The organism is Bacillus sp. Bos-x628 (assembly GCF_040500475.1).
Classification (GTDB): domain Bacteria; phylum Bacillota; class Bacilli; order Bacillales; family Bacillaceae; genus Bacillus; species Bacillus maqinnsis.
The window spans coordinates 1,672,055-1,695,166 of the sequence record NZ_CP159358.1 but is presented as its reverse complement, the minus strand read 5'-3'; the positions used below and the strand labels follow the sequence as shown (position 1 = coordinate 1,695,166).

21 protein-coding genes, 4 tRNA genes, 3 rRNA genes and 1 other annotated feature (1 of these 29 running past the window's edge) are annotated in these 23,112 nt (G+C 42.8%); of the genes, 21 read left to right on the top strand and 7 right to left on the bottom strand.

The annotated features are described in order from the left end of the window. Window positions 1–74 precede the first annotated feature (74 nt). Window positions 75–662 carry a LysE family transporter gene (locus ABVJ71_RS08915; RefSeq protein WP_353853718.1) on the top strand — a complete coding sequence of 196 codons (588 nt, stop codon included), beginning with the start codon at window positions 75–77 and terminating at the stop codon, window positions 660–662. Window positions 663–701: 39 nt separating this feature from the next. Here ABVJ71_RS08915 and ABVJ71_RS08910 read toward each other — a convergent pair whose 3' ends face one another. Beyond that, window positions 702–1,007, bottom strand: a complete 306-nt coding sequence (locus ABVJ71_RS08910) for an AzlD domain-containing protein (protein WP_353853717.1) — start codon at window positions 1,005–1,007, stop codon at window positions 702–704. Window positions 1,008–1,330: 323 nt separating this feature from the next. Between ABVJ71_RS08910 and ABVJ71_RS08905 the strand changes: the two genes are divergently transcribed. Together ABVJ71_RS08905 and ABVJ71_RS08900 are read left to right on the top strand one after the other, a co-directional pair. Further along, window positions 1,331–2,206 carry an EamA family transporter gene (locus ABVJ71_RS08905; RefSeq protein WP_353853716.1) on the top strand — a complete coding sequence of 292 codons (876 nt, stop codon included), beginning with the start codon at window positions 1,331–1,333 and terminating at the stop codon, window positions 2,204–2,206. Window positions 2,207–2,286: 80 nt separating this feature from the next. Further along, window positions 2,287–3,306 carry a S66 peptidase family protein gene (locus ABVJ71_RS08900; RefSeq protein ID WP_353853715.1) on the top strand — a complete coding sequence of 340 codons (1,020 nt, stop codon included), beginning with the start codon at window positions 2,287–2,289 and terminating at the stop codon, window positions 3,304–3,306. 32 nt (window positions 3,307–3,338) lie between these two features. Here ABVJ71_RS08900 and gltP read toward each other — a convergent pair whose 3' ends face one another. Continuing rightward, a complete protein-coding gene (gltP, locus tag ABVJ71_RS08895; protein WP_353856622.1) occupies window positions 3,339–4,589 on the bottom strand; it encodes a glutamate-aspartate/proton symporter GltP in 1,251 nt (416 codons plus the stop codon). 369 nt (window positions 4,590–4,958) lie between these two features. On the opposite strand from gltP, the gene ABVJ71_RS08890 reads away from it, so the two are divergent. The 12 genes from ABVJ71_RS08890 (at window position 4,959) to tsaD (ending at window position 14,186) form a co-directional block, all read left to right on the top strand. After that, window positions 4,959–5,035, top strand: a tRNA-Arg gene (locus tag ABVJ71_RS08890). 11 nt (window positions 5,036–5,046) lie between these two features. Continuing rightward, a tRNA-Gly gene (locus tag ABVJ71_RS08885) sits at window positions 5,047–5,120 on the top strand. A gap of 173 nt (window positions 5,121–5,293) precedes the next feature. After that, a 16S ribosomal RNA gene (locus ABVJ71_RS08880) occupies window positions 5,294–6,842 on the top strand. 175 nt (window positions 6,843–7,017) lie between these two features. Continuing rightward, window positions 7,018–9,948 (top strand): 23S ribosomal RNA (locus ABVJ71_RS08875). 61 nt (window positions 9,949–10,009) lie between these two features. Further along, window positions 10,010–10,125, top strand: a 5S ribosomal RNA gene (rrf, locus tag ABVJ71_RS08870). Together the 16S, 23S and 5S rRNA genes with 4 tRNA genes alongside form the textbook arrangement of a ribosomal RNA operon. A gap of 18 nt (window positions 10,126–10,143) precedes the next feature. Continuing rightward, window positions 10,144–10,220 (top strand) — tRNA-Met (locus tag ABVJ71_RS08865). Between the two features lie 45 nt (window positions 10,221–10,265). Beyond that, window positions 10,266–10,342 (top strand) — tRNA-Asp (locus ABVJ71_RS08860). A gap of 231 nt (window positions 10,343–10,573) precedes the next feature. Further along, on the top strand, window positions 10,574–11,551 hold the full coding sequence (gene thiL / locus ABVJ71_RS08855) for a thiamine-phosphate kinase (RefSeq protein WP_353853714.1): 978 nt from the start codon (window positions 10,574–10,576) through the stop codon (window positions 11,549–11,551). A 28-nt stretch (window positions 11,552–11,579) separates the two neighbouring features. Next, complete coding sequence (gene tsaE / locus ABVJ71_RS08850; RefSeq protein ID WP_353856621.1) at window positions 11,580–12,041, top strand: tRNA (adenosine(37)-N6)-threonylcarbamoyltransferase complex ATPase subunit type 1 TsaE; 462 nt, start codon at window positions 11,580–11,582, stop codon at window positions 12,039–12,041. Next, a complete protein-coding gene (tsaB, locus tag ABVJ71_RS08845) occupies window positions 12,022–12,711 on the top strand; it encodes a tRNA (adenosine(37)-N6)-threonylcarbamoyltransferase complex dimerization subunit type 1 TsaB (RefSeq protein WP_353853713.1) in 690 nt (229 codons plus the stop codon). Before tsaE ends, tsaB begins: the two co-directional genes overlap by 20 nt. A 1-nt stretch (window position 12,712) precedes the next feature. After that, entirely contained in the window at window positions 12,713–13,165 is a 453-nt protein-coding gene (rimI, locus tag ABVJ71_RS08840; RefSeq protein ID WP_353853712.1) for a ribosomal protein S18-alanine N-acetyltransferase, read from the top strand. Next, window positions 13,158–14,186, top strand: a complete 1,029-nt coding sequence (gene tsaD / locus ABVJ71_RS08835) for a tRNA (adenosine(37)-N6)-threonylcarbamoyltransferase complex transferase subunit TsaD (protein WP_353853711.1) — start codon at window positions 13,158–13,160, stop codon at window positions 14,184–14,186. The genes rimI and tsaD overlap by 8 nt, the downstream gene beginning before the upstream one ends. Before the next feature lie 270 nt (window positions 14,187–14,456). Here tsaD and ABVJ71_RS08830 read toward each other — a convergent pair whose 3' ends face one another. Further along, the gene (locus tag ABVJ71_RS08830) at window positions 14,457–16,379 is read right to left on the bottom strand and encodes an ABC-F family ATP-binding cassette domain-containing protein (RefSeq protein WP_353853710.1); all 1,923 of its coding nucleotides are present in this window, start codon (window positions 16,377–16,379) and stop codon (window positions 14,457–14,459) included. A gap of 138 nt (window positions 16,380–16,517) precedes the next feature. Here ABVJ71_RS08830 and moaC point away from each other — a divergent pair, with 138 nt between their 5' ends. From moaC to tatC, 4 genes are read left to right on the top strand one after another with little or no spacing between them, the layout of a single operon-like run. Next, the gene (gene moaC / locus ABVJ71_RS08825) at window positions 16,518–17,009 is read left to right on the top strand and encodes a cyclic pyranopterin monophosphate synthase MoaC (protein WP_353853709.1); all 492 of its coding nucleotides are present in this window, start codon (window positions 16,518–16,520) and stop codon (window positions 17,007–17,009) included. Between the two features lie 15 nt (window positions 17,010–17,024). Beyond that, complete coding sequence (locus ABVJ71_RS08820) at window positions 17,025–17,678, top strand: redox-sensing transcriptional repressor Rex (protein ID WP_353853708.1); 654 nt, start codon at window positions 17,025–17,027, stop codon at window positions 17,676–17,678. Window positions 17,679–17,705: 27 nt separating this feature from the next. Beyond that, window positions 17,706–17,885 carry a twin-arginine translocase TatA/TatE family subunit gene (locus tag ABVJ71_RS08815; RefSeq protein WP_353853707.1) on the top strand — a complete coding sequence of 60 codons (180 nt, stop codon included), beginning with the start codon at window positions 17,706–17,708 and terminating at the stop codon, window positions 17,883–17,885. 7 nt (window positions 17,886–17,892) lie between these two features. After that, on the top strand, window positions 17,893–18,651 hold the full coding sequence (tatC, locus tag ABVJ71_RS08810) for a twin-arginine translocase subunit TatC (protein WP_353853706.1): 759 nt from the start codon (window positions 17,893–17,895) through the stop codon (window positions 18,649–18,651). A gap of 341 nt (window positions 18,652–18,992) precedes the next feature. On the opposite strand, the gene ABVJ71_RS08805 is transcribed toward tatC, so the two are convergent. Further along, the gene (locus tag ABVJ71_RS08805) at window positions 18,993–19,184 is read right to left on the bottom strand and encodes a YdiK family protein (RefSeq protein WP_353853705.1); all 192 of its coding nucleotides are present in this window, start codon (window positions 19,182–19,184) and stop codon (window positions 18,993–18,995) included. Beyond that, entirely contained in the window at window positions 19,181–19,912 is a 732-nt protein-coding gene (locus ABVJ71_RS08800; protein ID WP_353853704.1) for a CPBP family intramembrane glutamic endopeptidase, read from the bottom strand. Before ABVJ71_RS08800 ends, ABVJ71_RS08805 begins: the two co-directional genes overlap by 4 nt. Window positions 19,913–20,139: 227 nt before the next feature. Here ABVJ71_RS08800 and groES point away from each other — a divergent pair, with 227 nt between their 5' ends. Together groES and groL are read left to right on the top strand one after the other, a co-directional pair. Beyond that, window positions 20,140–20,424, top strand: a complete 285-nt coding sequence (gene groES, locus ABVJ71_RS08795; RefSeq protein WP_353853703.1) for a co-chaperone GroES — start codon at window positions 20,140–20,142, stop codon at window positions 20,422–20,424. A gap of 53 nt (window positions 20,425–20,477) precedes the next feature. After that, window positions 20,478–22,112 carry a chaperonin GroEL gene (gene groL, locus ABVJ71_RS08790; RefSeq protein ID WP_353853702.1) on the top strand — a complete coding sequence of 545 codons (1,635 nt, stop codon included), beginning with the start codon at window positions 20,478–20,480 and terminating at the stop codon, window positions 22,110–22,112. A gap of 132 nt (window positions 22,113–22,244) precedes the next feature. Here the strand turns inward: groL and ABVJ71_RS08785 are convergent, their stop codons facing one another. Both ABVJ71_RS08785 and ABVJ71_RS08780 read right to left on the bottom strand, forming a co-directional pair. After that, entirely contained in the window at window positions 22,245–22,331 is an 87-nt protein-coding gene (locus ABVJ71_RS08785; protein WP_353856620.1) for a hypothetical protein, read from the bottom strand. A gap of 135 nt (window positions 22,332–22,466) precedes the next feature. Continuing rightward, window positions 22,467–22,835 carry a hypothetical protein gene (locus ABVJ71_RS08780; protein ID WP_353853701.1) on the bottom strand — a complete coding sequence of 123 codons (369 nt, stop codon included), beginning with the start codon at window positions 22,833–22,835 and terminating at the stop codon, window positions 22,467–22,469. A 215-nt stretch (window positions 22,836–23,050) separates the two neighbouring features. Then, window positions 23,051–23,112: a binding site (T-box leader), on the top strand (it continues 216 nt past the right edge of the window).

Sequence of the window (23,112 nt, the reverse complement as noted above, 5' to 3'; positions counted from 1 at the left end):
ATAGTACAATAAAACGTAAAAATACGCAATGAAGACTTTTTGATCTTAATAACGTATAAAAGGGGGAGTCAGTCTTGTTTCTTTCAATGCTGATCTATGCATTTGTCACTAGCTTTACACCTGGGCCAAACAATATCATGGCCATGGTCTTTACGAATAAGTATGGTGTAAAACAAACATTCCGATTTTGTTTAGGGGTGGGGATTGGGTTTTTCGTCATTTTGTGTATCAGCTGCTTTTTCAATATGATACTTCATCAAGTGATGCCGAAAATTGGCTGGATCATGGCTTTCATTGGAGCCGGTTATATGCTGTATTTAGCCGTAAAAATAATGAAAAGTAAAGGTGGAGAAGATGAAGTGCTAGACCGGTATAATCATTTCATACCGGGCATGCTTCTACAGTTTATTAATCCTAAAGCGATCTTGTATGGGTTAACCGTCATTTCAACATTTGTGCTGCCATATGGACAGTCTAACGTGCATCTCATCTTATTGACGACCATTCTCGCCTTGATTGGATTTTTAGGCACCTTTAGCTGGAGTTTATTCGGCTCCATATTTAAACGTTTTATTGCATCCTATCAGCGACCGTTCCACATTCTCATGGGGCTTTTACTTGTTTATAGTGCTATTTCAATGATATGGGGCTATGTAATGTAATTTTAACCATGATAGACGTTATCTTTCCATGACAACAGTTTAGAAAAACCATCTGGCAGCTCCCATCAACATGACACCAATAAGAACAGTGATCGACAAGCTCTTTGTCCATAAAGCAACCAGCACTGTTGGCATCAATACAGCAAGATACATCCAGTGAACAGATATTCCTTTCGTTGTTTGAACAAATAAATGCTCTGCAATCAAAGCGGTGAATATACAAATTGGGATAAACGATAACCATTTGAGTACAACATCAGGCAACTGAATATTTTTAACAAATAAAAAAGGAACGACCCTTGGAATGACAGTCACAATCATACAACCAAAAATAAGCCACATCATAAAACTGAGCTTCTACATCCAAAGACATCTTCTCCTTTTCTGAACGACCGCCTATAGTTGAACTTACTATATGAAAACGAATTCAGCATGTCAATGCTCATTTATCTTCTAGTATAAAAAGAAAAATGCCGACAAAAAAGGATTGAAGTGAACCAAAATTTGTTATAAGGTTCATATAATAAAATGAAAACAATAGAGGTGACTGTGATGCAATGGAATCAGTTGTTTGAGAATGATGTACCAAACTCCCTCCGTCCATAACGGAGAGTGCATCTCCGTTTGTGGATATCGCAATCAATATATCCAATAACGGAGGGGAAAAGATGAATAAAAAATATATAGGCGCACTTTTCTTAGCGATTGCAGCAAGTATTTGGGGCGGCATGTATGTAGTTGTGAAGGTAACAGTGGCTGTGGTTCCGCCACTTGAGCTTGTATGGATGAGATATATAGTAGCAGGGATCGTTCTAGTTTTGACGATTTGGCGATTAGGCTATTCCTTTCGAATAGATAAAAAAGATATACCGCTCATAGCGGCCATTGGGCTGATAGGCAATTTTCTTTCTATCGTGACTCAAGAAATCGGTACCATGTACACATCTGCTCAAATGGGTGCAGTAATTACATCAGCAACACCTGCCTTTATGGTGTTTTTTGCATTCTTTCTTTTAAAAGAAGCCATCACTTTTCGGAAGTGTGTATCCATTCTGCTTGCCACAGTAGGGATATTCATAATGATTGGTCGCGTCGCTATACAAACGGATGAGTTTGTTGGAGGAATCTCATTAGTCATTGCTGCCTTAACATGGGCCCTTATGTCTGTATTGCTTAAACGTGTTCCAAGAAAATATCCTCAAGTGGTGACGACAACTTATGCGATCATCATTGCCCTGATAGGATTAACACCACCTGTTCTATTTCGCCTGTCTGAACTGGATTTTGAGAAAATGGCGAGACCTGAAATTTGGGGCGGTATTCTTTATCTCGGCGTCATCTCGACAGCACTTGCTTTCTTTTTATGGAACAGAGGACTCCAACTTATGCAAGCTTCCAGCGGAGGTCTCTTTTTCTTCTTTCAGCCAGTCGTAGGTGCAGCTCTCGGTTGGCTGCTTTTAGGTGAGGAGATGGGACTCCGCTTTTTTATCGGGATTCTCTGTATCTTTGCAGGTGTTTTTATTGTCTTACGTGCAAAGGAGTAGGATGAGATGTCCCTTCCAAATGGGGCATCTTCTATATAATCAATAGAATGACAGACACATAGATGAATGGAGGTCAGCAGATGATCCAGTATCCTCTTTTACAAAAAGGACAAACCATTGGAGTGACAGCTCCTTCTTCGGGTGTGCAGTCATCCCTTCACGAGATGTTTCAGCTTTCGTGTCAGCGGATGAAAGAAAGAGGCTTTGAGGTCGTGTGCGGAGATACGGTATGGCAGCAGCAAAAGGCAAAGTCAGCACCTGCTAAAGAAAGAGCCAAAGAACTTCAGCAAATGATGACAAGTAATGACATTGACCATATCATCCCGCCATGGGGAGGTGAGCTGCTAATAGAGATTTTAGAACATCTTGATTTTTCGAACATACAAAAAAAGTGGATACTAGGTTACTCAGATACGAGTGTATTGCTGCTTGCAATCACGTTAAAAACAGGAATTGCGACAGCGCATGGTGCTAATTTCGTTGATCTTCGAGGTGAAGAACTTGATCAGACGACAGCTATGTGGGAGAGAGTGCTGGCCACCTTACCTGAGTCGAGAATCACCCAGTTTTCATCAGATATGTACCAAAAGGAGTGGCAGCATGATAACCCGAGTCGACATGTTTTTCATTTAACTGAGCCAACGGTATGGCGTACAGTTCATCAACATGAAGTCTCTGTGAAAGGGAGATTGATGGGCGGATGCATAGATGTGATACGTCACTTAGCAGGAACACCTTTTGGAGATGTTAAAGCTTTTCAACGGACATTCATAAAAGACGAACCGATTCTATGGTATTTTGAAAACTGCAAGCTAAACGCTGCAAGCATGAAAAGATCGCTTGTCCAATTAAAATTATCTGGATGGTTTGATCATTGTTCTGGGATTATGTTCGGTCGAAGTGCAGTGGATGCTCCTGTGGAGGGGTATGATTACACAGATATATATGAAGAACTGTCAAATGAATTAAATGTACCCATTCTTTATGATATCGATTGCGGACATGTTCCGCCGCAAATGACCCTAATTAACGGAGCATATGCAGAAGTGAAGGTTGAAAAGCAAGGCAAAGCGGTGTTGACGCAGACATTTTTACCATAAGAAAAGGAAAGGGCTGACCCTTTCCTTTTACATTACATCCCTTTTGTTTTCTCACCTGCTTTTGGGATTTCCCAAGCAGACTCACGAAATCCCTTTTCCCATTTAGATACGACAATACAAGCAACGGCATGCCCAGGGACATTTACCCCCGTACGTGCCATATCCATAATTCTGTCCACACCGGCAATAATCGCAACTCCTTCAGCGGGAAGGCCTACTGCATGAGCTGTTGCCAAAAGAACGACAAGCGAACCAGATGGAACAGCTGCAATGCCTTTACTTGTTAAAACAAGAACAAGCATCATCAGAAGCTGTTGCGAAATGCTCATGTCAACTCCGAATGCTTGTGCAAGAAACACACAGGAAACAGATAAATACAAACTGGAACCATCACAGTTGAGAGAAAGACCGGACGGGATGACAAAGGAAACGACTCTTTTTGGACAACCGTACTTTTCCATACGAGACATCAGTTGAGGAAGGACAGTTTCTGTACTTGTTGTAGAAAAGGCAACTAAGAACAAATCCCAGATCATTTTTAATACTTCGAAGTAGTTAAAACGGAAGATCAGTGCGACAAGAGGGAACAAAACAAATAGAATAATGAATAACCCTAAGAACACAGTCCCGACAAGTTTCATCATAGGAATTAATAAAACAATGCCATATTGACCGACAGATGCAGCCATTAGAGCTAGAACTCCGATAGGGGCGGTGACCATCACCATCTGTGTTAACTTAAACATAATTTGTGCCACTGATTCAAAGAAGGTAAGAACAGGAGCAGATGCTTTACCAATGCCGCTTGCGGCTACACCAAATAAGATGGCAAAGAAAATCACGGCAAGTAAATCATTCTGTGCCATGACATCTATGATATTGGTCGGGATGATGTCTAGTACCATTTGTTTAAAATCGACCACTTTCTCCGTATAGCCTTCTAAGTCGCCAATATCTTTTTTGGCTAATTGAGAGAAATCAAGCCCAACACCAGGCTTCAGAACATTGGCTAATAAAAGACCGATACCAAGAACGATTGTTGTGATGACCTCAAACCAGATGATCGTCTTCAATCCAAGACTGCCCATTTTCTTCATGCCGCCGCTACCAGCTGCACCAATGACAATTGTAGAGAAAACGATCGGAACAACAATCATTTTTATTAATCTGATGAATCCATCTCCAATTGGTCGAAGTGCCATTCCGAAGTCAGGAAAGAAATGACCGATAAGAGCTCCAATCACCAAAGCGATCATGATTTGAAAAGCGATAAACTTTTTCAACATCTTCTACCCCCTTTAAAATGCTCAGAAAATATTAAGAATTTTCCAATAAATAAAAATTCTAGGTGGTCGTGTTTTGTCCTTCTTTAGATGTAGAAAGATTTTATTTAAGAATCATCTAAAATATGAAGAAATAGAAGGAAATAGGGCTATCGTATTTCAATTTATATAAGGAAAAATCACCTCTAAAAAAACTTTATGCTTTCTTAGAAAAAATGTATTGACCTTCTTGTATCATCCATGATATATTTTTATTCGTCGCTGATGACGCATCTGAAACATTTCCTTTGAAATGCGAGTGACAAACACCTCAAAAAAGTATTGACTTAATAAGAATGATATGTTAAGATAATTAAGTCGCCTGATTAAGCGCCCGTAGCTCAATTGGATAGAGCGTTTGACTACGGATCAAAAGGTTAGGGGTTCGACTCCTCTCGGGCGCGCCAATTTACACCATGCGGGTGTAGTTTAGTGGTAAAACCTCAGCCTTCCAAGCTGATGTCGTGAGTTCGATTCTCATCACCCGCTCCATTTTAGATAATGATCTTTGAAAACTAAACAAGACAAAACGTACCTGTTCATTCGAGATTTGATAAAAAATCCTATGATACATCATAGGTAGTCAGTCAAACTGACGAGGCAGAAGAATGATCACATGCTAAGTTACATTGTGTAGTAACGCATGTGTGATATGCATCCTGCATACTTCGGAGAGTTTGATCCTGGCTCAGGACGAACGCTGGCGGCGTGCCTAATACATGCAAGTCGAGCGAACAGAAGGGAGCTTGCTCCTGGAAGTTAGCGGCGGACGGGTGAGTAACACGTGGGTAACCTGCCTGTAAGACTGGGATAACTCCGGGAAACCGGAGCTAATACCGGATAGTTCCTTGAACCGCATGGTTCAAGGATGAAAGACGGTTTCGGCTGTCACTTACAGATGGACCCGCGGCGCATTAGCTAGTTGGTGAGGTAATGGCTCACCAAGGCGACGATGCGTAGCCGACCTGAGAGGGTGATCGGCCACACTGGGACTGAGACACGGCCCAGACTCCTACGGGAGGCAGCAGTAGGGAATCTTCCGCAATGGACGAAAGTCTGACGGAGCAACGCCGCGTGAGTGAAGAAGGTTTTCGGATCGTAAAGCTCTGTTGTTAGGGAAGAACAAGTACGAGAGTCACTGCTCGTACCATGACGGTACCTAACCAGAAAGCCACGGCTAACTACGTGCCAGCAGCCGCGGTAATACGTAGGTGGCAAGCGTTGTCCGGAATTATTGGGCGTAAAGGGCTCGCAGGCGGTTTCTTAAGTCTGATGTGAAAGCCCCCGGCTCAACCGGGGAAGGTCATTGGAAACTGGGGAACTTGAGTGCAGAAGAGGAGAGTGGAATTCCACGTGTAGCGGTGAAATGCGTAGAGATGTGGAGGAACACCAGTGGCGAAGGCGACTCTCTGGTCTGTAACTGACGCTGAGGAGCGAAAGCGTGGGGAGCGAACAGGATTAGATACCCTGGTAGTCCACGCCGTAAACGATGAGTGCTAAGTGTTAGGGGGTTTCCGCCCCTTAGTGCTGCAGCTAACGCATTAAGCACTCCGCCTGGGGAGTACGGTCGCAAGACTGAAACTCAAAGGAATTGACGGGGGCCCGCACAAGCGGTGGAGCATGTGGTTTAATTCGAAGCAACGCGAAGAACCTTACCAGGTCTTGACATCCTCTGACAACCCTAGAGATAGGGCTTTCCCTTCGGGGACAGAGAGACAGGTGGTGCATGGTTGTCGTCAGCTCGTGTCGTGAGATGTTGGGTTAAGTCCCGCAACGAGCGCAACCCTTGATCTTAGTTGCCAGCATTCAGTTGGGCACTCTAAGGTGACTGCCGGTGACAAACCGGAGGAAGGTGGGGATGACGTCAAATCATCATGCCCCTTATGACCTGGGCTACACACGTGCTACAATGGACAGAACAAAGGGCTGCGAGACCGCAAGGTTGAGCGAATCCCACAAATCTGTTCTCAGTTCGGATCGCAGTCTGCAACTCGACTGCGTGAAGCTGGAATCGCTAGTAATCGCGGATCAGCATGCCGCGGTGAATACGTTCCCGGGCCTTGTACACACCGCCCGTCACACCACGAGAGTTTGCAACACCCGAAGTCGGTGAGGTAACCTTTATGGAGCCAGCCGCCGAAGGTGGGGCAGATGATTGGGGTGAAGTCGTAACAAGGTAGCCGTATCGGAAGGTGCGGCTGGATCACCTCCTTTCTAAGGATATATGGAGCAACGTGCGTTTTGGTCTTGTTTAGTTTTGAAGGATTATCCCTTCAAAACATGTCTCTAGCGAGACAGAATTGTTCTTTGAAAACTAGATAACAATAAGTAATACATTCACATTGAATGCAAAGTGTATCACAAAGTGATTCTTTCTAAAGTAAAAAATGGTTAAGTTAGAAAGGGCGCACGGTGGATGCCTTGGCACTAGGAGCCGATGAAGGACGGGACGAACACCGATATGCTTCGGGGAGCTGTAAGCAAGCATTGATCCGGAGATTTCCGAATGGGGAAACCCACTGCTCGTAATGGAGTAGTATCCATACTTGAATACATAGAGTATGAGAAGGCATACCCGGGGAACTGAAACATCTAAGTACCCGGAGGAAGAGAAAGCAAATGCGATTCCCTAAGTAGCGGCGAGCGAAACGGGAACAGCCCAAACCAAGAGGCTTGCCTCTTGGGGTTGTAGGACACTCTATACGGAGTTACAAAGGAATGATATAAGCGAAGAGGTCTGGAAAGGCCCGCCAGAGAAGGTAACAGCCCTGTAACTGAAATGTCATTCTCTCCAGAGTGGATCCTGAGTACGGCGGAACACGTGAAATTCCGTCGGAATCCGGGAGGACCATCTCCCAAGGCTAAATACTCCCTAGTGACCGATAGTGAACCAGTACCGTGAGGGAAAGGTGAAAAGCACCCCGGAAGGGGAGTGAAATAGATCCTGAAACCGTGTGCCTACAAGTAGTCAGAGCCCGTTAACGGGTGATGGCGTGCCTTTTGTAGAATGAACCGGCGAGTTACGATCCCGTGCAAGGTTAAGCAGAAGATGCGGAGCCGCAGCGAAAGCGAGTCTGAATAGGGCGCAAGAGTACGTGGTCGTAGACCCGAAACCAGGTGATCTACCCATGTCCAGGGTGAAGTTCAGGTAACACTGAATGGAGGCCCGAACCCACGCACGTTGAAAAGTGCGGGGATGAGGTGTGGGTAGGGGTGAAATGCCAATCGAACCTGGAGATAGCTGGTTCTCTCCGAAATAGCTTTAGGGCTAGCCTCAAGGTAAGAGTCTCGGAGGTAGAGCACTGATTGGACTAGGGGCCCCTACCGGGTTACCGAATTCAGTCAAACTCCGAATGCCGATGACTTATCCTTGGGAGTCAGACTGCGAGTGATAAGATCCGTAGTCGAAAGGGAAACAGCCCAGACCGCCAGCTAAGGTCCCAAAGTATACGTTAAGTGGAAAAGGATGTGGAGTTGCTTAGACAACCAGGATGTTGGCTTAGAAGCAGCCACCATTTAAAGAGTGCGTAATAGCTCACTGGTCGAGTGACTCTGCGCCGAAAATGTACCGGGGCTAAACGTATCACCGAAGCTGCGGACTGTTCTAACGAACAGTGGTAGGAGAGCGTTCTAAGGGCAGAGAAGCCAGACCGGAAGGACTGGTGGAGCGCTTAGAAGTGAGAATGCCGGTATGAGTAGCGAAAGACGGGTGAGAATCCCGTCCACCGAATGCCTAAGGTTTCCTGAGGAAGGCTCGTCCGCTCAGGGTCAGTCGGGACCTAAGCCGAGGCCGAAAGGCGTAGGCGATGGACAACAGGTTGATATTCCTGTACCACCTCCTCACCATTTGAGCAATGGGGGGACGCAGGAGGATAGGGTAAGCGCGGTAATGGATATCCGCGTCCAAGCAGTTAGGCTGGGAAATAGGCAAATCCGTTTCCCGAAAAGGCTGAGCTGTGATGGCGAGCGAAATTTAGTAGCGAAGTTCCTGATTCCACACTGCCAAGAAAAGCCTCTAGCGAGGTGAGAGGTGCCCGTACCGCAAACCGACACAGGTAGGCGAGGAGAGAATCCTAAGGTGATCGAGAGAACTCTCGTTAAGGAACTCGGCAAAATGACCCCGTAACTTCGGGAGAAGGGGTGCTTCTTAGGGTGTTAAAGCCCCGAGAAGCCGCAGTGAATAGGCCCAGGCGACTGTTTAGCAAAAACACAGGTCTCTGCGAAGCCGTAAGGCGAAGTATAGGGGCTGACGCCTGCCCGGTGCTGGAAGGTTAAGAGGAGCGCTTAGCGTAAGCGAAGGTGCGAATTGAAGCCCCAGTAAACGGCGGCCGTAACTATAACGGTCCTAAGGTAGCGAAATTCCTTGTCGGGTAAGTTCCGACCCGCACGAAAGGCGCAACGATCTGGGCACTGTCTCAACGAGAGACTCGGTGAAATTATAGTACCTGTGAAGATGCAGGTTACCCGCGACAGGACGGAAAGACCCCGTGGAGCTTTACTGCAGCCTGATATTGAATGTTGGTACAGCTTGTACAGGATAGGTAGGAGCCTTGGAAACCGGAGCGCCAGCTTCGGTGGAGGCATCGGTGGGATACTACCCTGGCTGTATTGACCTTCTAACCCGCTGCCCTTAACGGGCAGGGAGACAGTGTCAGGTGGGCAGTTTGACTGGGGCGGTCGCCTCCTAAAATGTAACGGAGGCGCCCAAAGGTTCCCTCAGAATGGTTGGAAATCATTCGCAGAGTGTAAAGGCACAAGGGAGCTTGACTGCGAGACCTACAAGTCGAGCAGGGACGAAAGTCGGGCTTAGTGATCCGGTGGTTCCGCATGGAAGGGCCATCGCTCAACGGATAAAAGCTACCCCGGGGATAACAGGCTTATCTCCCCCAAGAGTCCACATCGACGGGGAGGTTTGGCACCTCGATGTCGGCTCATCGCATCCTGGGGCTGTAGTCGGTCCCAAGGGTTGGGCTGTTCGCCCATTAAAGCGGTACGCGAGCTGGGTTCAGAACGTCGTGAGACAGTTCGGTCCCTATCCGTCGCGGGCGCAGGAAATTTGAGAGGAGCTGTCCTTAGTACGAGAGGACCGGGATGGACGCACCGCTGGTGTACCAGTTGTTCTGCCAAGGGCATCGCTGGGTAGCTATGTGCGGACGGGATAAGTGCTGAAAGCATCTAAGCATGAAGCCCCCCTCAAGATGAGATTTCCCATTCCGCAAGGAAGTAAGATCCCTGAAAGATGATCAGGTTGATAGGTCTGAGGTGGAAGCGTGGTGACACGTGGAGCTGACAGATACTAATCGATCGAGGACTTAACCTATATTCTAATGTGAAGCATGAACATTGTTATCTAGTTTTGAGAGAACATTCTCTCCATCAGGTTTGGTGGCGATAGCGAAGAGGTCACACCCGTTCCCATACCGAACACGGAAGTTAAGCTCTTCAGCGCCGATGGTAGTTGGGGGTCTCCCCCTGTGAGAGTAGGACGCCGCCAAGCTTGTCATTTTTATATCATCGCGGGGTGGAGCAGTTCGGTAGCTCGTCGGGCTCATAACCCGAAGGTCGCAGGTTCAAATCCTGCCCCCGCAACCAAATTATTCATTTCCATAGGAAGTACTTGTAGAGTACAACCAAATTGGTCCGGTAGTTCAGTTGGTTAGAATGCCTGCCTGTCACGCAGGAGGTCGCGGGTTCGAGTCCCGTCCGGACCGCCATTTTCATTACATGTAAACGAAAACGTACAGTTTCGTTTTTTTTTATGTTTTCTTCTTTCAAACAGTATCCATACGCCTATGAAATATTTCGTGAACAGCCTGGTATCAGCAAACCAGGCTTTCTTTATATTATTTTTAGTTGGAACTGAAGCTCATATTCGCTAAACTAATACTAACTGTGTCGACAACATGTCTACTCAATAGATAGATTGTATGAAGGGGCTGTGCTGTATGGATGAATTTGATCTCATTCGCCGGATTACACCAAAGGGAACACATCAGCGTTCTTTGATTATGGGAATTGGTGATGATGCCAGTATTTATCAACCTCATTCACATTGTGAAGAGGTCGTTTGTGTTGATACAATGGTGGAGCATGTTCATTTTCGCTTTGATTTCTCTACAGCTTATGAAGTAGGGTTTAAAGCTCTGGCAGTCAATGTAAGTGACATTGCGGCGATGGGTGGAACACCAAAGTACTATCTTGTTTCGATTGCTATTCCGCCTTATTGTGATGAAGAGATGGTCACTTCGCTTTATCAAGGAATGAGAGATCTAGCAGATACTTATCAAATGGATTTAATTGGTGGTGATACGGTATCTACACGAAGTGATTTGGTCATTACGGTGACCGTCATTGGTGAGATTCCAAAAGGAACCGCTTGTTATCGCCACAGTGCTCGGCCTGGAGATATCGTTTTTGTTACAGGGGAGTTAGGTTCATCTGCTGCGGGATTGGCTCTCTTGATGAACGAAGTAAGACCGTCAATTACGGTGGATACCGCTTTTTTTCTTCATCGTCATAAAATGCCACAGCCCCATATTGCTGCTGGACAATTATGTTCAAGCTTCCCCCGGGTGACCCTCAATGATGTAAGTGATGGATTAGCCAGTGAGCTCAATGAGATTGCTGAAGCCAGTCATGTGACAATTGAGATTGAGGCTGACTGTCTCCCTGTACACCATGATTTGCCGCTGCTATGCACGGATTGGCTTGATTGGGTGTTATTTGGTGGCGAGGACTTTGTTTTAACTGGTACGATTCCACCAGATGACTGGGAAAGCTTTGAGCAACAATGTAAGGAAAAAGAAATCCAGTTAACACGCATTGGACAAGTAAAGCAAGGTCAAACGGCCGAGGTCATTTTAAAAGATCATGATCAGCAAAAAAGGTTAATGAAAAGTGGATACAATCATTTTAAGAAATGAGGTGACATAAATCGTGAAATTAACTTGGATAACCAAAGGGGCAGATGAGACAAAACGTATTGCCACTGCCTTGGCAAAACTTGTGATGCCAGGAGATGTTTTGACATTAGAAGGTGATCTTGGTGCAGGAAAAACGACCTTTTCAAAAGGGTTTGCTGAAGGCTTAGGCATTACACGTATTGTCAATAGTCCTACTTTTACTATTATTAAAGAATATACAGACGGCAGATTGCCACTTTATCATATGGATGTGTATCGCATGGAAGATGCCGAGGAAGACATTGGACTTGAAGAATATTTTGAGGGTGAGGGTGTATGCTTGGTTGAATGGGCACATCTGATTGAACCGCAATTGCCTTCAGCTTATTTGAAAATTGAAATGTTGAGGACGGAACGTGAAGAAGAACGCCATCTCACGTTTTATGCAAAAGGAGCTCGTTACGAAGCCCTTTGTAAGGAGATGAAAGAATATGACCATACTGGCCATTGATACGTCAAACCATACATTAGGAATTGCACTTGTTAGAGATGACACGGTCATTGGGGAAAGCATTACTTATTTAAAAAAGAATCATTCTGTTCGAGCGATGCCGACAGTTGAAGCTCTAATGAAAGCGTGCGGTGTGATGCCTAGCGATTTAAGCAAGATCGTTGTGGCAAAAGGGCCTGGTTCCTATACTGGCGTAAGAATAGGGGTAACAATTGCAAAAACACTTGCATGGACGTTGTCTATTCCGATATCCTCCATTTCTAGTTTAGAAACACTTGCGGCAAATGCTCGTTATTTTAATGGATGGATTTCGCCAATATTTGATGCAAGAAGGGGACAGGTTTATACTGGGCTATATATGTATGAAGAAGGTAAAATCAAGGAAGTCAAGCCTGACCAGAATGTGCTGTTAGTCGATTGGCTTCATGATTTGAAAAAGGCAGGAAAGCCTGTATTGTTCCTTGGTCATGATGTCCATCTACATCAAGAGACCATTCGTTCAATTTTAGGAAAAATAGCTGTTTTAGCAGAGAGTTCACTTCATAACCCAAGACCTTCGGTGCTTGCTTTGTTAGGTGCAAATCGTCGTGCTGAAGAAGTACATCAGCTTGTACCTAACTATATTCGTTTGGCAGAAGCGGAAGTGAAATGGCTTGAAGGACAAAAATAATGTGAAAACAGTTGAGATTAGAAGAATGACGATAGAGGATATTCCAGAGGTGTATACGATTGAAGTGCATTCGTTTACGGCCCCTTGGAAGAAGGAATCTTTTGTATATGAAATTCTCCATAATCAATATAGCCATTATTTCCTCATTGAGGAAGAGAATCAGCCTGTCGGTTATTGCGGGGTATGGATTGTGCTTGATGATGCACAGATTACCAATATTGCAATTCTTCCTGAGCATAGAGGAAAAGGTTATGGAGAAGCATTGCTTCGGTATGTGATGGAATTTTGCAAAGAAAAAAAGACAAATCATCTTTCATTAGAAGTGAGGGTTTCGAATTCACCAGCACAATCTCTCTATGAAAAACTTGGGTTCAGACCAATCTCTGTTCGAAAGAACTATTATACAGATAATGGTGAAGATGCATTAGTCATGTGGGTGAATGTAAATGAGTGAACAAAAAGATCTATTCATACTAGGTATAGAAACAAGTTGTGATGAAACAGCTGCGTCCATTGTGAAAAATGGCAAAGAAATTGTGGCAAATGTTGTGGCGTCCCAAATTGAAAGTCATAAACGATTTGGTGGCGTTGTACCAGAAATCGCTTCAAGGCATCATGTGGAACAAGTCACCATCGTATTAGAAGAAGTCATGGCTCAGGCCAAAATGAGCTTTCAGGATTTAGATGCAATTGCAGTGACAGAAGGACCAGGTTTAGTAGGTGCTCTTCTGATCGGTATAAATGCGGCAAAGGCATTAAGCTTTGCGCATCAAATTCCTCTCGTTGGTGTTCATCATATTGCCGGGCATATTTATGCGAATCATCTGGTAGGTGAATTCATGTTTCCATGTCTAGCCCTTGTTGTCTCTGGTGGTCATACTGAGCTTGTCTTGATGAAAGAGCACGGGTCTTTTGAGGTTATCGGAGAAACACTAGATGATGCGGCTGGAGAAGCTTATGACAAAGTGGCTCGCACGATGGACCTTCCATATCCGGGGGGTCCACATATTGATCGTTTAGCACATGAGGGAGAACCGAGCATCAAACTTCCTCGCGCATGGCTGGAAGAAGGATCGTATCATTTTAGCTTTAGTGGTTTAAAGTCAGCAGTCATCAACACATTACACAATGCATCCCAAAAGGGTGAGATCATTGCACCAGAAGATGTAGCGGCAAGTTTTCAAGAGAGCGTCATTGACGTACTTGTAGGGAAGACATTAAAGGCGGCTAACGCATATGGAGTCAAACAGGTTGTTCTGGCTGGAGGAGTGGCTGCCAATAAAGGACTAAGAGAAGCCTTAACCTTAGCATTTGCAGATCAACCCAATGTGAATTTAACCATTCCGCCTTTGGCTCTTTGTACAGATAATGCTGCTATGATTGCTGCAGCTGGTACAATCGCTTTTGAAAAAGGAATACGAGGCGATATGGCGATGAACGGGCAGCCCGAATTACCGCTTGTATCATATGAATGAAACTCCTGTGAATATACAGGAGTTTTTTGTTGAGATAAAAGCTTTTTTTCACATGCAAATGCTATAATCTATCCACAATTATTAGAAAAATTTATGTGAAAGTGAAGAGAATGTGTATAAATGTTATTGTTTTTGTGGATATGTGATTAAAACTCTGTGGATAAAGTGGATAAGTCCCAAGTATTGAAGAATAATCATCAACTTGTTGTGGATATAATTGTGGATAACAAAATATCAATAAAAGAAAAAAGAGCACCAATGAGGTACTCTTTAAGATTCTGATAGCTCTTCCCACTCGGTAAGGAGTGATTCAAGTTCATGATTGAGCGCATCATTTTCTGTTTGGATGGCTTGAACTTTCTCATGATCTTGGAAAATAGTAGGATCACATAATTGCTGCTCATTGTCACCGAGCTGGGTTTCTATGACGGCGATCCGCTCTTCCATTTCTTCAATTCTGCGCTGTTTTTGCCTTTCTTTCTTCTTCAATTCTTTTTCTTCCGCATAAGTAAGCTTTGTTGTTCCAACTGGTTCTGTTGTTTGCTTTTTGACAGATTCCTTTTTCTCGAGTGCATCAAGCGCTAATTGTTCGTTTTTCTTTTCAAGGTAATAGTCATAGTCGCCGAGGTATTCTTTCGTCTCATTTGGCGAAAGTTCGAGTACTTTTGTTGCCAGACGATTGATAAAATAACGGTCATGCGATACAAATAAAATCGTTCCTGGATAATCAATAAGGGCATTTTCTAAAATTTCTTTACTATCTAAGTCTAGATGGTTGGTTGGCTCATCGAGGATCAGGAAATTGGCTTTTTGCAGCATCAGCTTAGCTAAGGCTAATCGGGCTTTTTCTCCACCGCTTAAAGCGTGAACAGGCTTTAAGACGTCATCACCAGAGAATAGGAAGTTCCCTAGACATGTACGGATATCTTTTTCATTCATATGCGGGTAATCATCCCAAAGCTCATTTAGCACTTTCTTTGTGGATGTCAGTTTGGCTTGTTCTTGGTCATAGTAACCGATACTCACATGAGATCCGAAGTTGATTTCACCTTTTACCGGTTTTAATGTATTCGTTAAGGTTTTTAAGAGCGTCGATTTCCCGATGCCATTAGGACCAATCAGTGCCACACTTTCCTCGCGCTTAATTTGAAAAGAAAGGGAAGAAAGGAGAGGTGTCTTCTCATTATAACTAATTTCTAGGTCACACACTTTCAACACATCATTGCCACTTTGTCTCGTAATATCAAAATGGAAGTTTGCGGATTTTTCATCACCTAAAGGTTTATCTATACGATCCATTCGTTCCAACTGCTTACGTCTGCTTTGAGCTCGCTTTGTGGTGGAGGCTCTAGCAAGGTTGCGATCAACGAAATCTTGTAGCTTTGCGATTTCTTCCTGCTGCTTTTCATACAGCTTCAAGTCACGTTCTAGCTGTTCTGCTTTCAGTTCAAGATATTTACTGTAGTTACCAGCAAACTTTTTCATCGCAGTTCTCGATATTTCATAAACATGGTTCACAACTTTGTCTAAGAAATAGCGGTCATGGGAAACGATGAGGATTGCTCCTGTATAATTTTGCAAATACTGCTCCAGCCATGATAAAGTATCAATATCTAAATGGTTTGTCGGTTCGTCCAATATTAATAGGTCTGGTTTCATTAATAAAAGCTTTCCAAGCGCGAGGCGCGTTTTCTGGCCACCGCTTAAGGATTGTACTGTTGTATCATCTTCAAACTGACTAAAGCCTAGTCCGTGAAGAATGGAGCGGACATCTGCTTCATATTGATACCCGCCTTTATCTTTAAACTCCTGCTGTAGTCTGTCATAGGTTTTCATGAGTGAGTTTAGTTCTGAACCTGTGGAAGAAGCCATTTTCTCTTCAATGGCTCTCATCTCTAATTCCATTTCTTTTAAATGGTCAAAGACCGATAGTAATTCATCTTTTAGCGTACGTGTAGACGTCACATCTGTATGCTGAGCTAAATATCCGATAGATAAGTCTTTAGATTTGATTATCTCACCTTGTTCATAAGACATTTGTCCGGCAATTATTTTCAAAAGGGTGGATTTTCCAGCACCGTTACGACCTACAATGGCAATTCGATCTCTTGCTTTGACTTCCAATTTTATATTTGTTAAAACGGTATCAGCTCCAAACGATTTGGATAGCTGATTCACTTGTAGAATCATCATGTAACTTCACCTCTGCTATAATATGTTTAGTGTAGCTTATCAGCAGAAAACCAGCAAATCTTACATTCGATCACTATAGTCAAATGAAAGACAGATAGGAAAAAATAGTGTATGATTTGAGTGAGGGAGCGTTGAAAGATGAGTCAATTTAGCCATTTTAACGAACAAGGAAGAGCGAAGATGGTTGACATTAGTGACAAAGCGTCTACAGTGAGAACTGCGGTTGCTACTTCAAGTGTTCGTATGATAAAAGAAGTTTTTCATAAAATAGAGCGTTGTGAAATTGGAAAAGGGGATGTGCTGTCTGTTGCTCAAGTAGCTGGGATTATGGCAGCAAAGCAAACATATAGCATCATTCCAATGTGTCATCCTCTTGCACTAAAGGGCGTGGATATCTCCTTTGATTGGAAGGAAGATGGAAATGCGCATATTCTCAACATTCATGTACAGGTCAAAACAAAAGGAAGTACGGGTGTGGAGATGGAAGCGCTCACTTCTGCTTCAGTATGTGCACTGACCGTTTACGACATGTGCAAAGCCATTGATAAGAGCATGATCATCGGACCTACCTATCTCGTTGAAAAGACAGGCGGGAAACATGGTGATTTTCACAGAGCATCTGATATTTAAGATGGAGGATCTTATATGAATATAGACCAGTCAAAAATTCCACAAGCGACAGCAAAACGTTTGCCGCTTTACTACCGTTTTTTAAAAAATCTGCATGCATCAGGAAAACAAAGGGTATCTTCGGCAGAGCTTAGTGATGCAGTCAAAGTGGATTCTGCAACGATTCGCCGGGATTTTTCTTACTTTGGTGCACTTGGTAAAAAAGGGTATGGCTACAATGTCGATTACTTGCTGACGTTCTTTAGAAAAACCCTTGATCAAGATGAGATGACCAACGTGATGCTCATCGGTGTCGGGAATTTAGGAACAGCATTTTTACACTATAATTTCATTAAAAACAATAATACAAAAATTTCAATGGCTTTTGACGTCAATGAGAGTAAAATAGGAAGTGAGATAGGCGGCGTGCCTGTCTATGATTTGGATAAGCTTGAGGAGCATGTTCAAGAGGTAGGGGATATACCTGTTGCGATTTTAACAGTACCTGCTGTTGCAGCTCAGTCCATTACAGATCGTTTAATTCCTTTAGGCATTAAAGGAATCCTTAACTTTACGCCGGCTCGATTGAATGTGCCGGAACACATTCGAATTCATCATATAGATTTGGCGGTGGAACTTCAGTCACTTGTGTATTTCTTAAAGCATTACTCTGTGTCGCAGGAAGACTAACGAAAAGGGGTAAAGGGGGTGGAGCAAATGGGTCCGATCGGTCCTGGGAGTTTGGTTCTAATTGCGATTGTTGCGCTCATTATTTTTGGGCCGAAAAAGCTTCCTGAATTAGGAAGAGCAGCTGGTGATACATTACGTGAATTCAAAAATGCCACAAAAGGCTTAACTGATGATCAGGAAGAAAAAAAGAAAAAAGAAGATCAGTAAGAATAGGATGAGCTTCATGAATGTTAAAAATATGCCGCTTATGGAGCATATTGTGGAACTGCGAAAGCGCTTAGTGATCATTGCTTTGTTTTTTGTCATCTTTATGGTGGCAGGCTTTTTCCTCGCAAAACCGGTGATTGTGTATTTACAAAATACCGATGAAGCGGCATCGCTGACACTTAATGCGTTTAAGCTCACTGATCCGCTATACGTGTTTATGCAGTTCGCATTCGTCATTGCATTGGTTTTGACGTGCCCTGTTATTTTATATCAGCTTTGGGCTTTTGTGAGTCCAGGCTTATATGAAAAAGAAAGAAAAGTGACGCTCGCATACATTCCGATTGCGCTGCTTTTATTTTTGGGCGGTGTGGCATTCTCTTATTTTATTTTGTTTCCATTTGTCGTCGATTTTATGATGCAGATGTCAAATGATTTACATGTGGAGCAAGTGATTGGAATTCATGAGTATTTTACATTTCTGATGCAGTTGACACTTCCATTTGGTCTGTTGTTTCAGATGCCGGTTGTTCTAATGTTCCTCACAAGACTTGGCATCATGACACCGATGTTTTTATCGAAAATACGGAAGTATGCCTATTTTGTTCTCCTTGTCATTGCCGCACTGATTACACCGCCAGAGCTTGTTTCTCATCTTATGGTTACTTTGCCAATGCTTGTTTTATATGAAGTGAGTATTGTCATTTCAAGAGTGACCTATCGCAAAATGCAGCAAAAAGAGGAGAAAGAAAATCAACATGTTTCTTAAAAAAGCATCGTGATCCGGTCATGTGATCACGATGCTTTTTCGATTTAGAGAGAATTTGAACATCGGCTGATTGATGCGGGGACAACATTTCGCATCTTGTTTGCAATCATTTCAAAGCTTTCCACCCGAATCTTTTTGCATTGCCCTATTTAAAAGGTTGAATGCATCGTTTCCCTGCGGTAAAGGCGAGCCAATTCATTTTGCTATCAGTGGGATTTCGAGTGGCAATACCAAAGGGTTCATCTTGTTCACAAGAGATGTTTAATTTTTATGTGTTCTAAAGATCCATATGCGCTCCAAATTAAAAAACCATTTTCCAAGCAGCGGAAAATGGTTTTGCTTTATTTTTGTTGTTTTTTCAGTTTCACAGAGAAGGCAAACATTTTTAACGCGATATTGATATTATAAGCGGCAAACACCATTAGCAGTATGCTGTAGAATGACCACATATTTCCTGGGTTTTGAATGGCCATATAGGTGAAAGCCACACCAACGGCAAAATAAATGATGCCCCATACGATAGGGTTTATCATGAGAAAAAGCCTCCAATAATCATTTGCATTGTTTGAGATTGTTCTTCAATCATTTTTTTCATTGGCTCAACCTGCACAATGACGAGCGAGTTCATTAGCATATGAGCACCGATCGGAACAATAATCCGTTTTGTTTTCGCATATAAGAATGCAAAGGTAAAGCCCATCGCTGAATAGAGCAAGATATGAGCAAAATCATTGTGCACAGCAGCGAAAATCACTGAACTGACGAGAGCTCCGAAGAAGAAATTCGTCTTTTCATAAATCACACCAAAAATGATTTTTCTAAAAATAATTTCCTCTAAAATGGGTCCGATCATTGCGATGATGATGACAAGCAGAGGAACTGCATCCATAATGGATAAAATGGCTTGTGTATTTTCTGACTCTCGGTCAATGCCAAAAGCATATTGTTCAATAAAACTTGCAACAAATTGCGCTAAGATGGAGAGAAAGAAACCTCCGATGATCCAAGCAATGGCAGAGCCAATCGAAACGGGTGCTTCGTTACGAAGCGAAGTTTTTGGCAATGTCCGAAGAATGAGCAATATGATGATCAGTCCAATACAAAAGCTGATAATTGTCCACATTCCTGTCAATTGTGAGTACTGTTCTTGTGTCATAGGTGTTTGAATGAACCCTAACCATTTCATGACCAGTACATAAGGAAACACAGAGAAGAGCACCACTATATAAGTCAAGATGATGTACCAATATTGTTTTTTCAAGTAACGAAAACTCCTTTACTAAAAGAACTAGATTTATTGTAACACAAGTCTTCTTATTCGTTGAAAAGGAAAGAACCCTTCATTCAAAAAGATCGCAAAAGCGTAAAATTTTTTAGAGGTTTTTACTTGAAATTGCTGACGACATTCTTTATTATAATAAATGTGTTAGCACTCGTTGTTGATGAGTGCTAAAAACTACATATGAAAAATTGAGGAGGTTGTTTCTTATGTTAAAGCCATTAGGCGATCGCGTAATCATTGAACTCGTTGAATCTGAGGAAAAAACCGCTAGTGGTATTGTTTTACCGGATTCTGCAAAAGAAAAACCACAAGAAGGTAAAATTGTTGCAGCAGGTTCAGGACGTGTACTTGAAAATGGAGAGCGCGTTGCGTTAGAAGTCAATACAGGCGACCGCATTATCTTCTCAAAATATGCAGGTACTGAAGTGAAATATGATGGAAAAGAATATTTAATCATTCGCGAAAGCGACATTTTAGCTGTTATTGGTTAATCATATAAAAAATCGAGATACATGTTTAAAAAGACTGAGGAGGTATCGTTATTATGGCAAAAGATATTAAGTTCAGTGAAGAAGCACGTCGTGCGATGTTACGTGGTGTTGATGCACTTGCAGATGCTGTGAAAGTAACTTTAGGACCTAAAGGCCGTAACGTGGTTCTTGAGAAAAAGTTTGGTTCACCACTGATCACAAATGACGGTGTAACCATTGCGAAAGAGATCGAATTAGATGATCCATTCGAAAACATGGGTGCAAAACTTGTAGCTGAAGTGGCAAGCAAGACAAACGATGTAGCGGGTGATGGTACAACAACTGCAACAGTTCTAGCACAAGCGATGATTCGTGAAGGCTTGAAAAACGTGACAGCTGGTGCAAACCCTGTTGGTGTGCGTAAAGGAATCGAAGAAGCGGTGAAAGTTGCACTTGAAGGTCTACATGAAATTTCTAAACCAATCGAAGGCAAAGAATCCATTGCACAGGTTGCAGCAATTTCTGCAGCAGATGAAGAAGTAGGTAGTTTGATCGCTGAAGCAATGGAACGTGTAGGTAATGATGGTGTCATCACTATCGAAGAATCAAAAGGATTCACAACTGAGCTTGAAGTGGTTGAAGGTATGCAGTTCGACCGCGGATATGCTTCACCATATATGGTCACTGACTCTGATAAGATGGAAGCGGTTCTTGAAAATCCTTACATCTTAATCACAGACAAGAAGATCACAAACATTCAAGAAATCCTTCCTGTACTTGAACAAGTGGTACAACAAGGTAAACCATTATTGATTATTGCTGAGGATGTAGAAGGCGAAGCACTTGCAACACTTGTTGTGAACAAACTTCGTGGAACATTCAATGCAGTGGCAGTAAAAGCACCTGGATTCGGTGATCGTCGTAAAGCCATGCTTGAAGACATCTCTGTTCTAACTGGCGGAGAGTTAATCACAGAAGATCTAGGACTTGATCTGAAATCAACTGAAATTGGTCAACTTGGTCGTGCGTCTAAAGTCGTTGTAACAAAAGAGAACACAACAATCGTAGAAGGCTCAGGAGATTCTGCGAAAATTGCTGCTCGTGTGAACCAAATTCGTGCCCAAGTGGAAGAAACAACATCTGAATTTGATAAAGAAAAATTACAAGAACGTCTTGCAAAACTAGCTGGCGGCGTAGCTGTCATCAAAGTTGGTGCTGCAACTGAAACAGAACTAAAAGAGCGTAAACTACGCATCGAGGATGCATTAAACTCAACTCGTGCAGCAGTTGAAGAAGGCATCGTATCTGGTGGTGGTACAGCACTTGTGAATGTTTACAACAAAGTCGCTTCTATTAAAGCAGAAGGTGACGTGCAAACAGGTGTGAACATCGTTCTACGTTCACTTGAAGAGCCAATCCGTCAAATCGCTCACAACGCAGGTCTTGAAGGATCAGTGATCGTTGAGCGCTTGAAAAACGAAGAAATTGGCATTGGCTTCAACGCAGCTACAAACGAATGGGTGAACATGATCGAAAAAGGAATCGTTGACCCAACAAAAGTAACTCGCTCTGCACTTCAAAATGCAGCTTCTGTAGCAGCTATGCTTCTTACAACTGAAGCAGTTGTTGCTGACAAACCAGAAGAAGGCGGCTCAGGTAGCGGAATGCCAGACATGGGCGGCATGGGCGGTATGGGCGGCATGATGTAATAACGGATTTAAACCCTTGATTGATAAGGGTTTATCCGTAAATCACACTCATTTTGGTGCCGTTTTGATGCCACATAGAAAAATTAGAGGCTTTTCATTAGTTCTCAGAACTTTTGAGAAGCTTCTTTTTTTTCAGTCTTTTGTTATGTGTAAGTATATTTTTGTTGTTGTTTGATCTTCTGTATGTCCGAGTCTATCCATTATCCTTTGAAGATCCACACCGGCTTCAGCAAGAAGAGAAGTATGGGTGTGTCTTAAAGAATGAGGAGAAGACTTCTAACACTCCTCATCTACCTCCTGCCAGAATATTGGGTCCAACAGGTCCATTTCTAGACCATGTTTAGCACCCAGTATTTAAAAAAGGACCAGTTTATTTTTCTCCAAATATCTTGGAACTTCCGGTTTTTCCAATTCCTCAATCGTTTTCTGTTCTTTCTTAATAACTGCAAATTCCGTTGGATCCCTTTTAATAATTTCCATTTCAACAGCTTTTTTAAATATCATCCTACCAGTTCGATGAATCCCGTCTACAGTATTGTTAGCAAATTTTACTTTTAAGTCATCTAGAGCATTTTGATCCTTCTTAAGATTAATATCTCTGAGATTTAAATGTGCAAAATAAGGTAATAATTTTTCAATCTCATGTTTTCTAACTCGAACAGTAAGTCTTTTTTGCTCTCTCGGTTCAAAATTTACCTTGATAGGTAACATCAACCACCACACAATGAATTACTAAAATCAAACTGGTATGAAAATCTAGATTTCACTTACTATATTGAGGGAGTTTAGTGGAAGAGCGTTGTAAACTTGTGTACAACAATCGGGTTATTTTGTGGAATAAGTCTCATTGGTGAATTATGGATTCAACTAAAAACTATGTAAAAATTAATCAATCCTTATTCTAAAGTTCATTGAATTGTGGTAAAATATATCAAAATCTAAAAGCGATGAAGAGTAGAGTATATGTGCTTAAGCATGACAGAGAACTCCGTTAGCTGGG

Coding starts and splice junctions, on each gene's coding strand:
- ABVJ71_RS08910 (WP_353853717.1), bottom strand. CDS start 1,007: ATGATGTGGCTTATTTTTGGTTGTATGATTGTGACTGTCATTCCAAGG.
- ABVJ71_RS08905 (WP_353853716.1), top strand. CDS start 1,331: ATGAATAAAAAATATATAGGCGCACTTTTCTTAGCGATTGCAGCAAGT.
- ABVJ71_RS08900 (WP_353853715.1), top strand. CDS start 2,287: ATGATCCAGTATCCTCTTTTACAAAAAGGACAAACCATTGGAGTGACA.
- thiL (WP_353853714.1), top strand. CDS start 10,574: ATGGATGAATTTGATCTCATTCGCCGGATTACACCAAAGGGAACACAT.
- tsaB (WP_353853713.1), top strand. CDS start 12,022: ATGACCATACTGGCCATTGATACGTCAAACCATACATTAGGAATTGCA.
- tsaD (WP_353853711.1), top strand. CDS start 13,158: ATGAGTGAACAAAAAGATCTATTCATACTAGGTATAGAAACAAGTTGT.
- ABVJ71_RS08830 (WP_353853710.1), bottom strand. CDS start 16,379: ATGATGATTCTACAAGTGAATCAGCTATCCAAATCGTTTGGAGCTGAT.
- moaC (WP_353853709.1), top strand. CDS start 16,518: ATGAGTCAATTTAGCCATTTTAACGAACAAGGAAGAGCGAAGATGGTT.
- ABVJ71_RS08820 (WP_353853708.1), top strand. CDS start 17,025: ATGAATATAGACCAGTCAAAAATTCCACAAGCGACAGCAAAACGTTTG.
- ABVJ71_RS08815 (WP_353853707.1), top strand. CDS start 17,706: ATGGGTCCGATCGGTCCTGGGAGTTTGGTTCTAATTGCGATTGTTGCG.
- tatC (WP_353853706.1), top strand. CDS start 17,893: ATGAGCTTCATGAATGTTAAAAATATGCCGCTTATGGAGCATATTGTG.
- ABVJ71_RS08805 (WP_353853705.1), bottom strand. CDS start 19,184: ATGATAAACCCTATCGTATGGGGCATCATTTATTTTGCCGTTGGTGTG.
- groES (WP_353853703.1), top strand. CDS start 20,140: ATGTTAAAGCCATTAGGCGATCGCGTAATCATTGAACTCGTTGAATCT.
- groL (WP_353853702.1), top strand. CDS start 20,478: ATGGCAAAAGATATTAAGTTCAGTGAAGAAGCACGTCGTGCGATGTTA.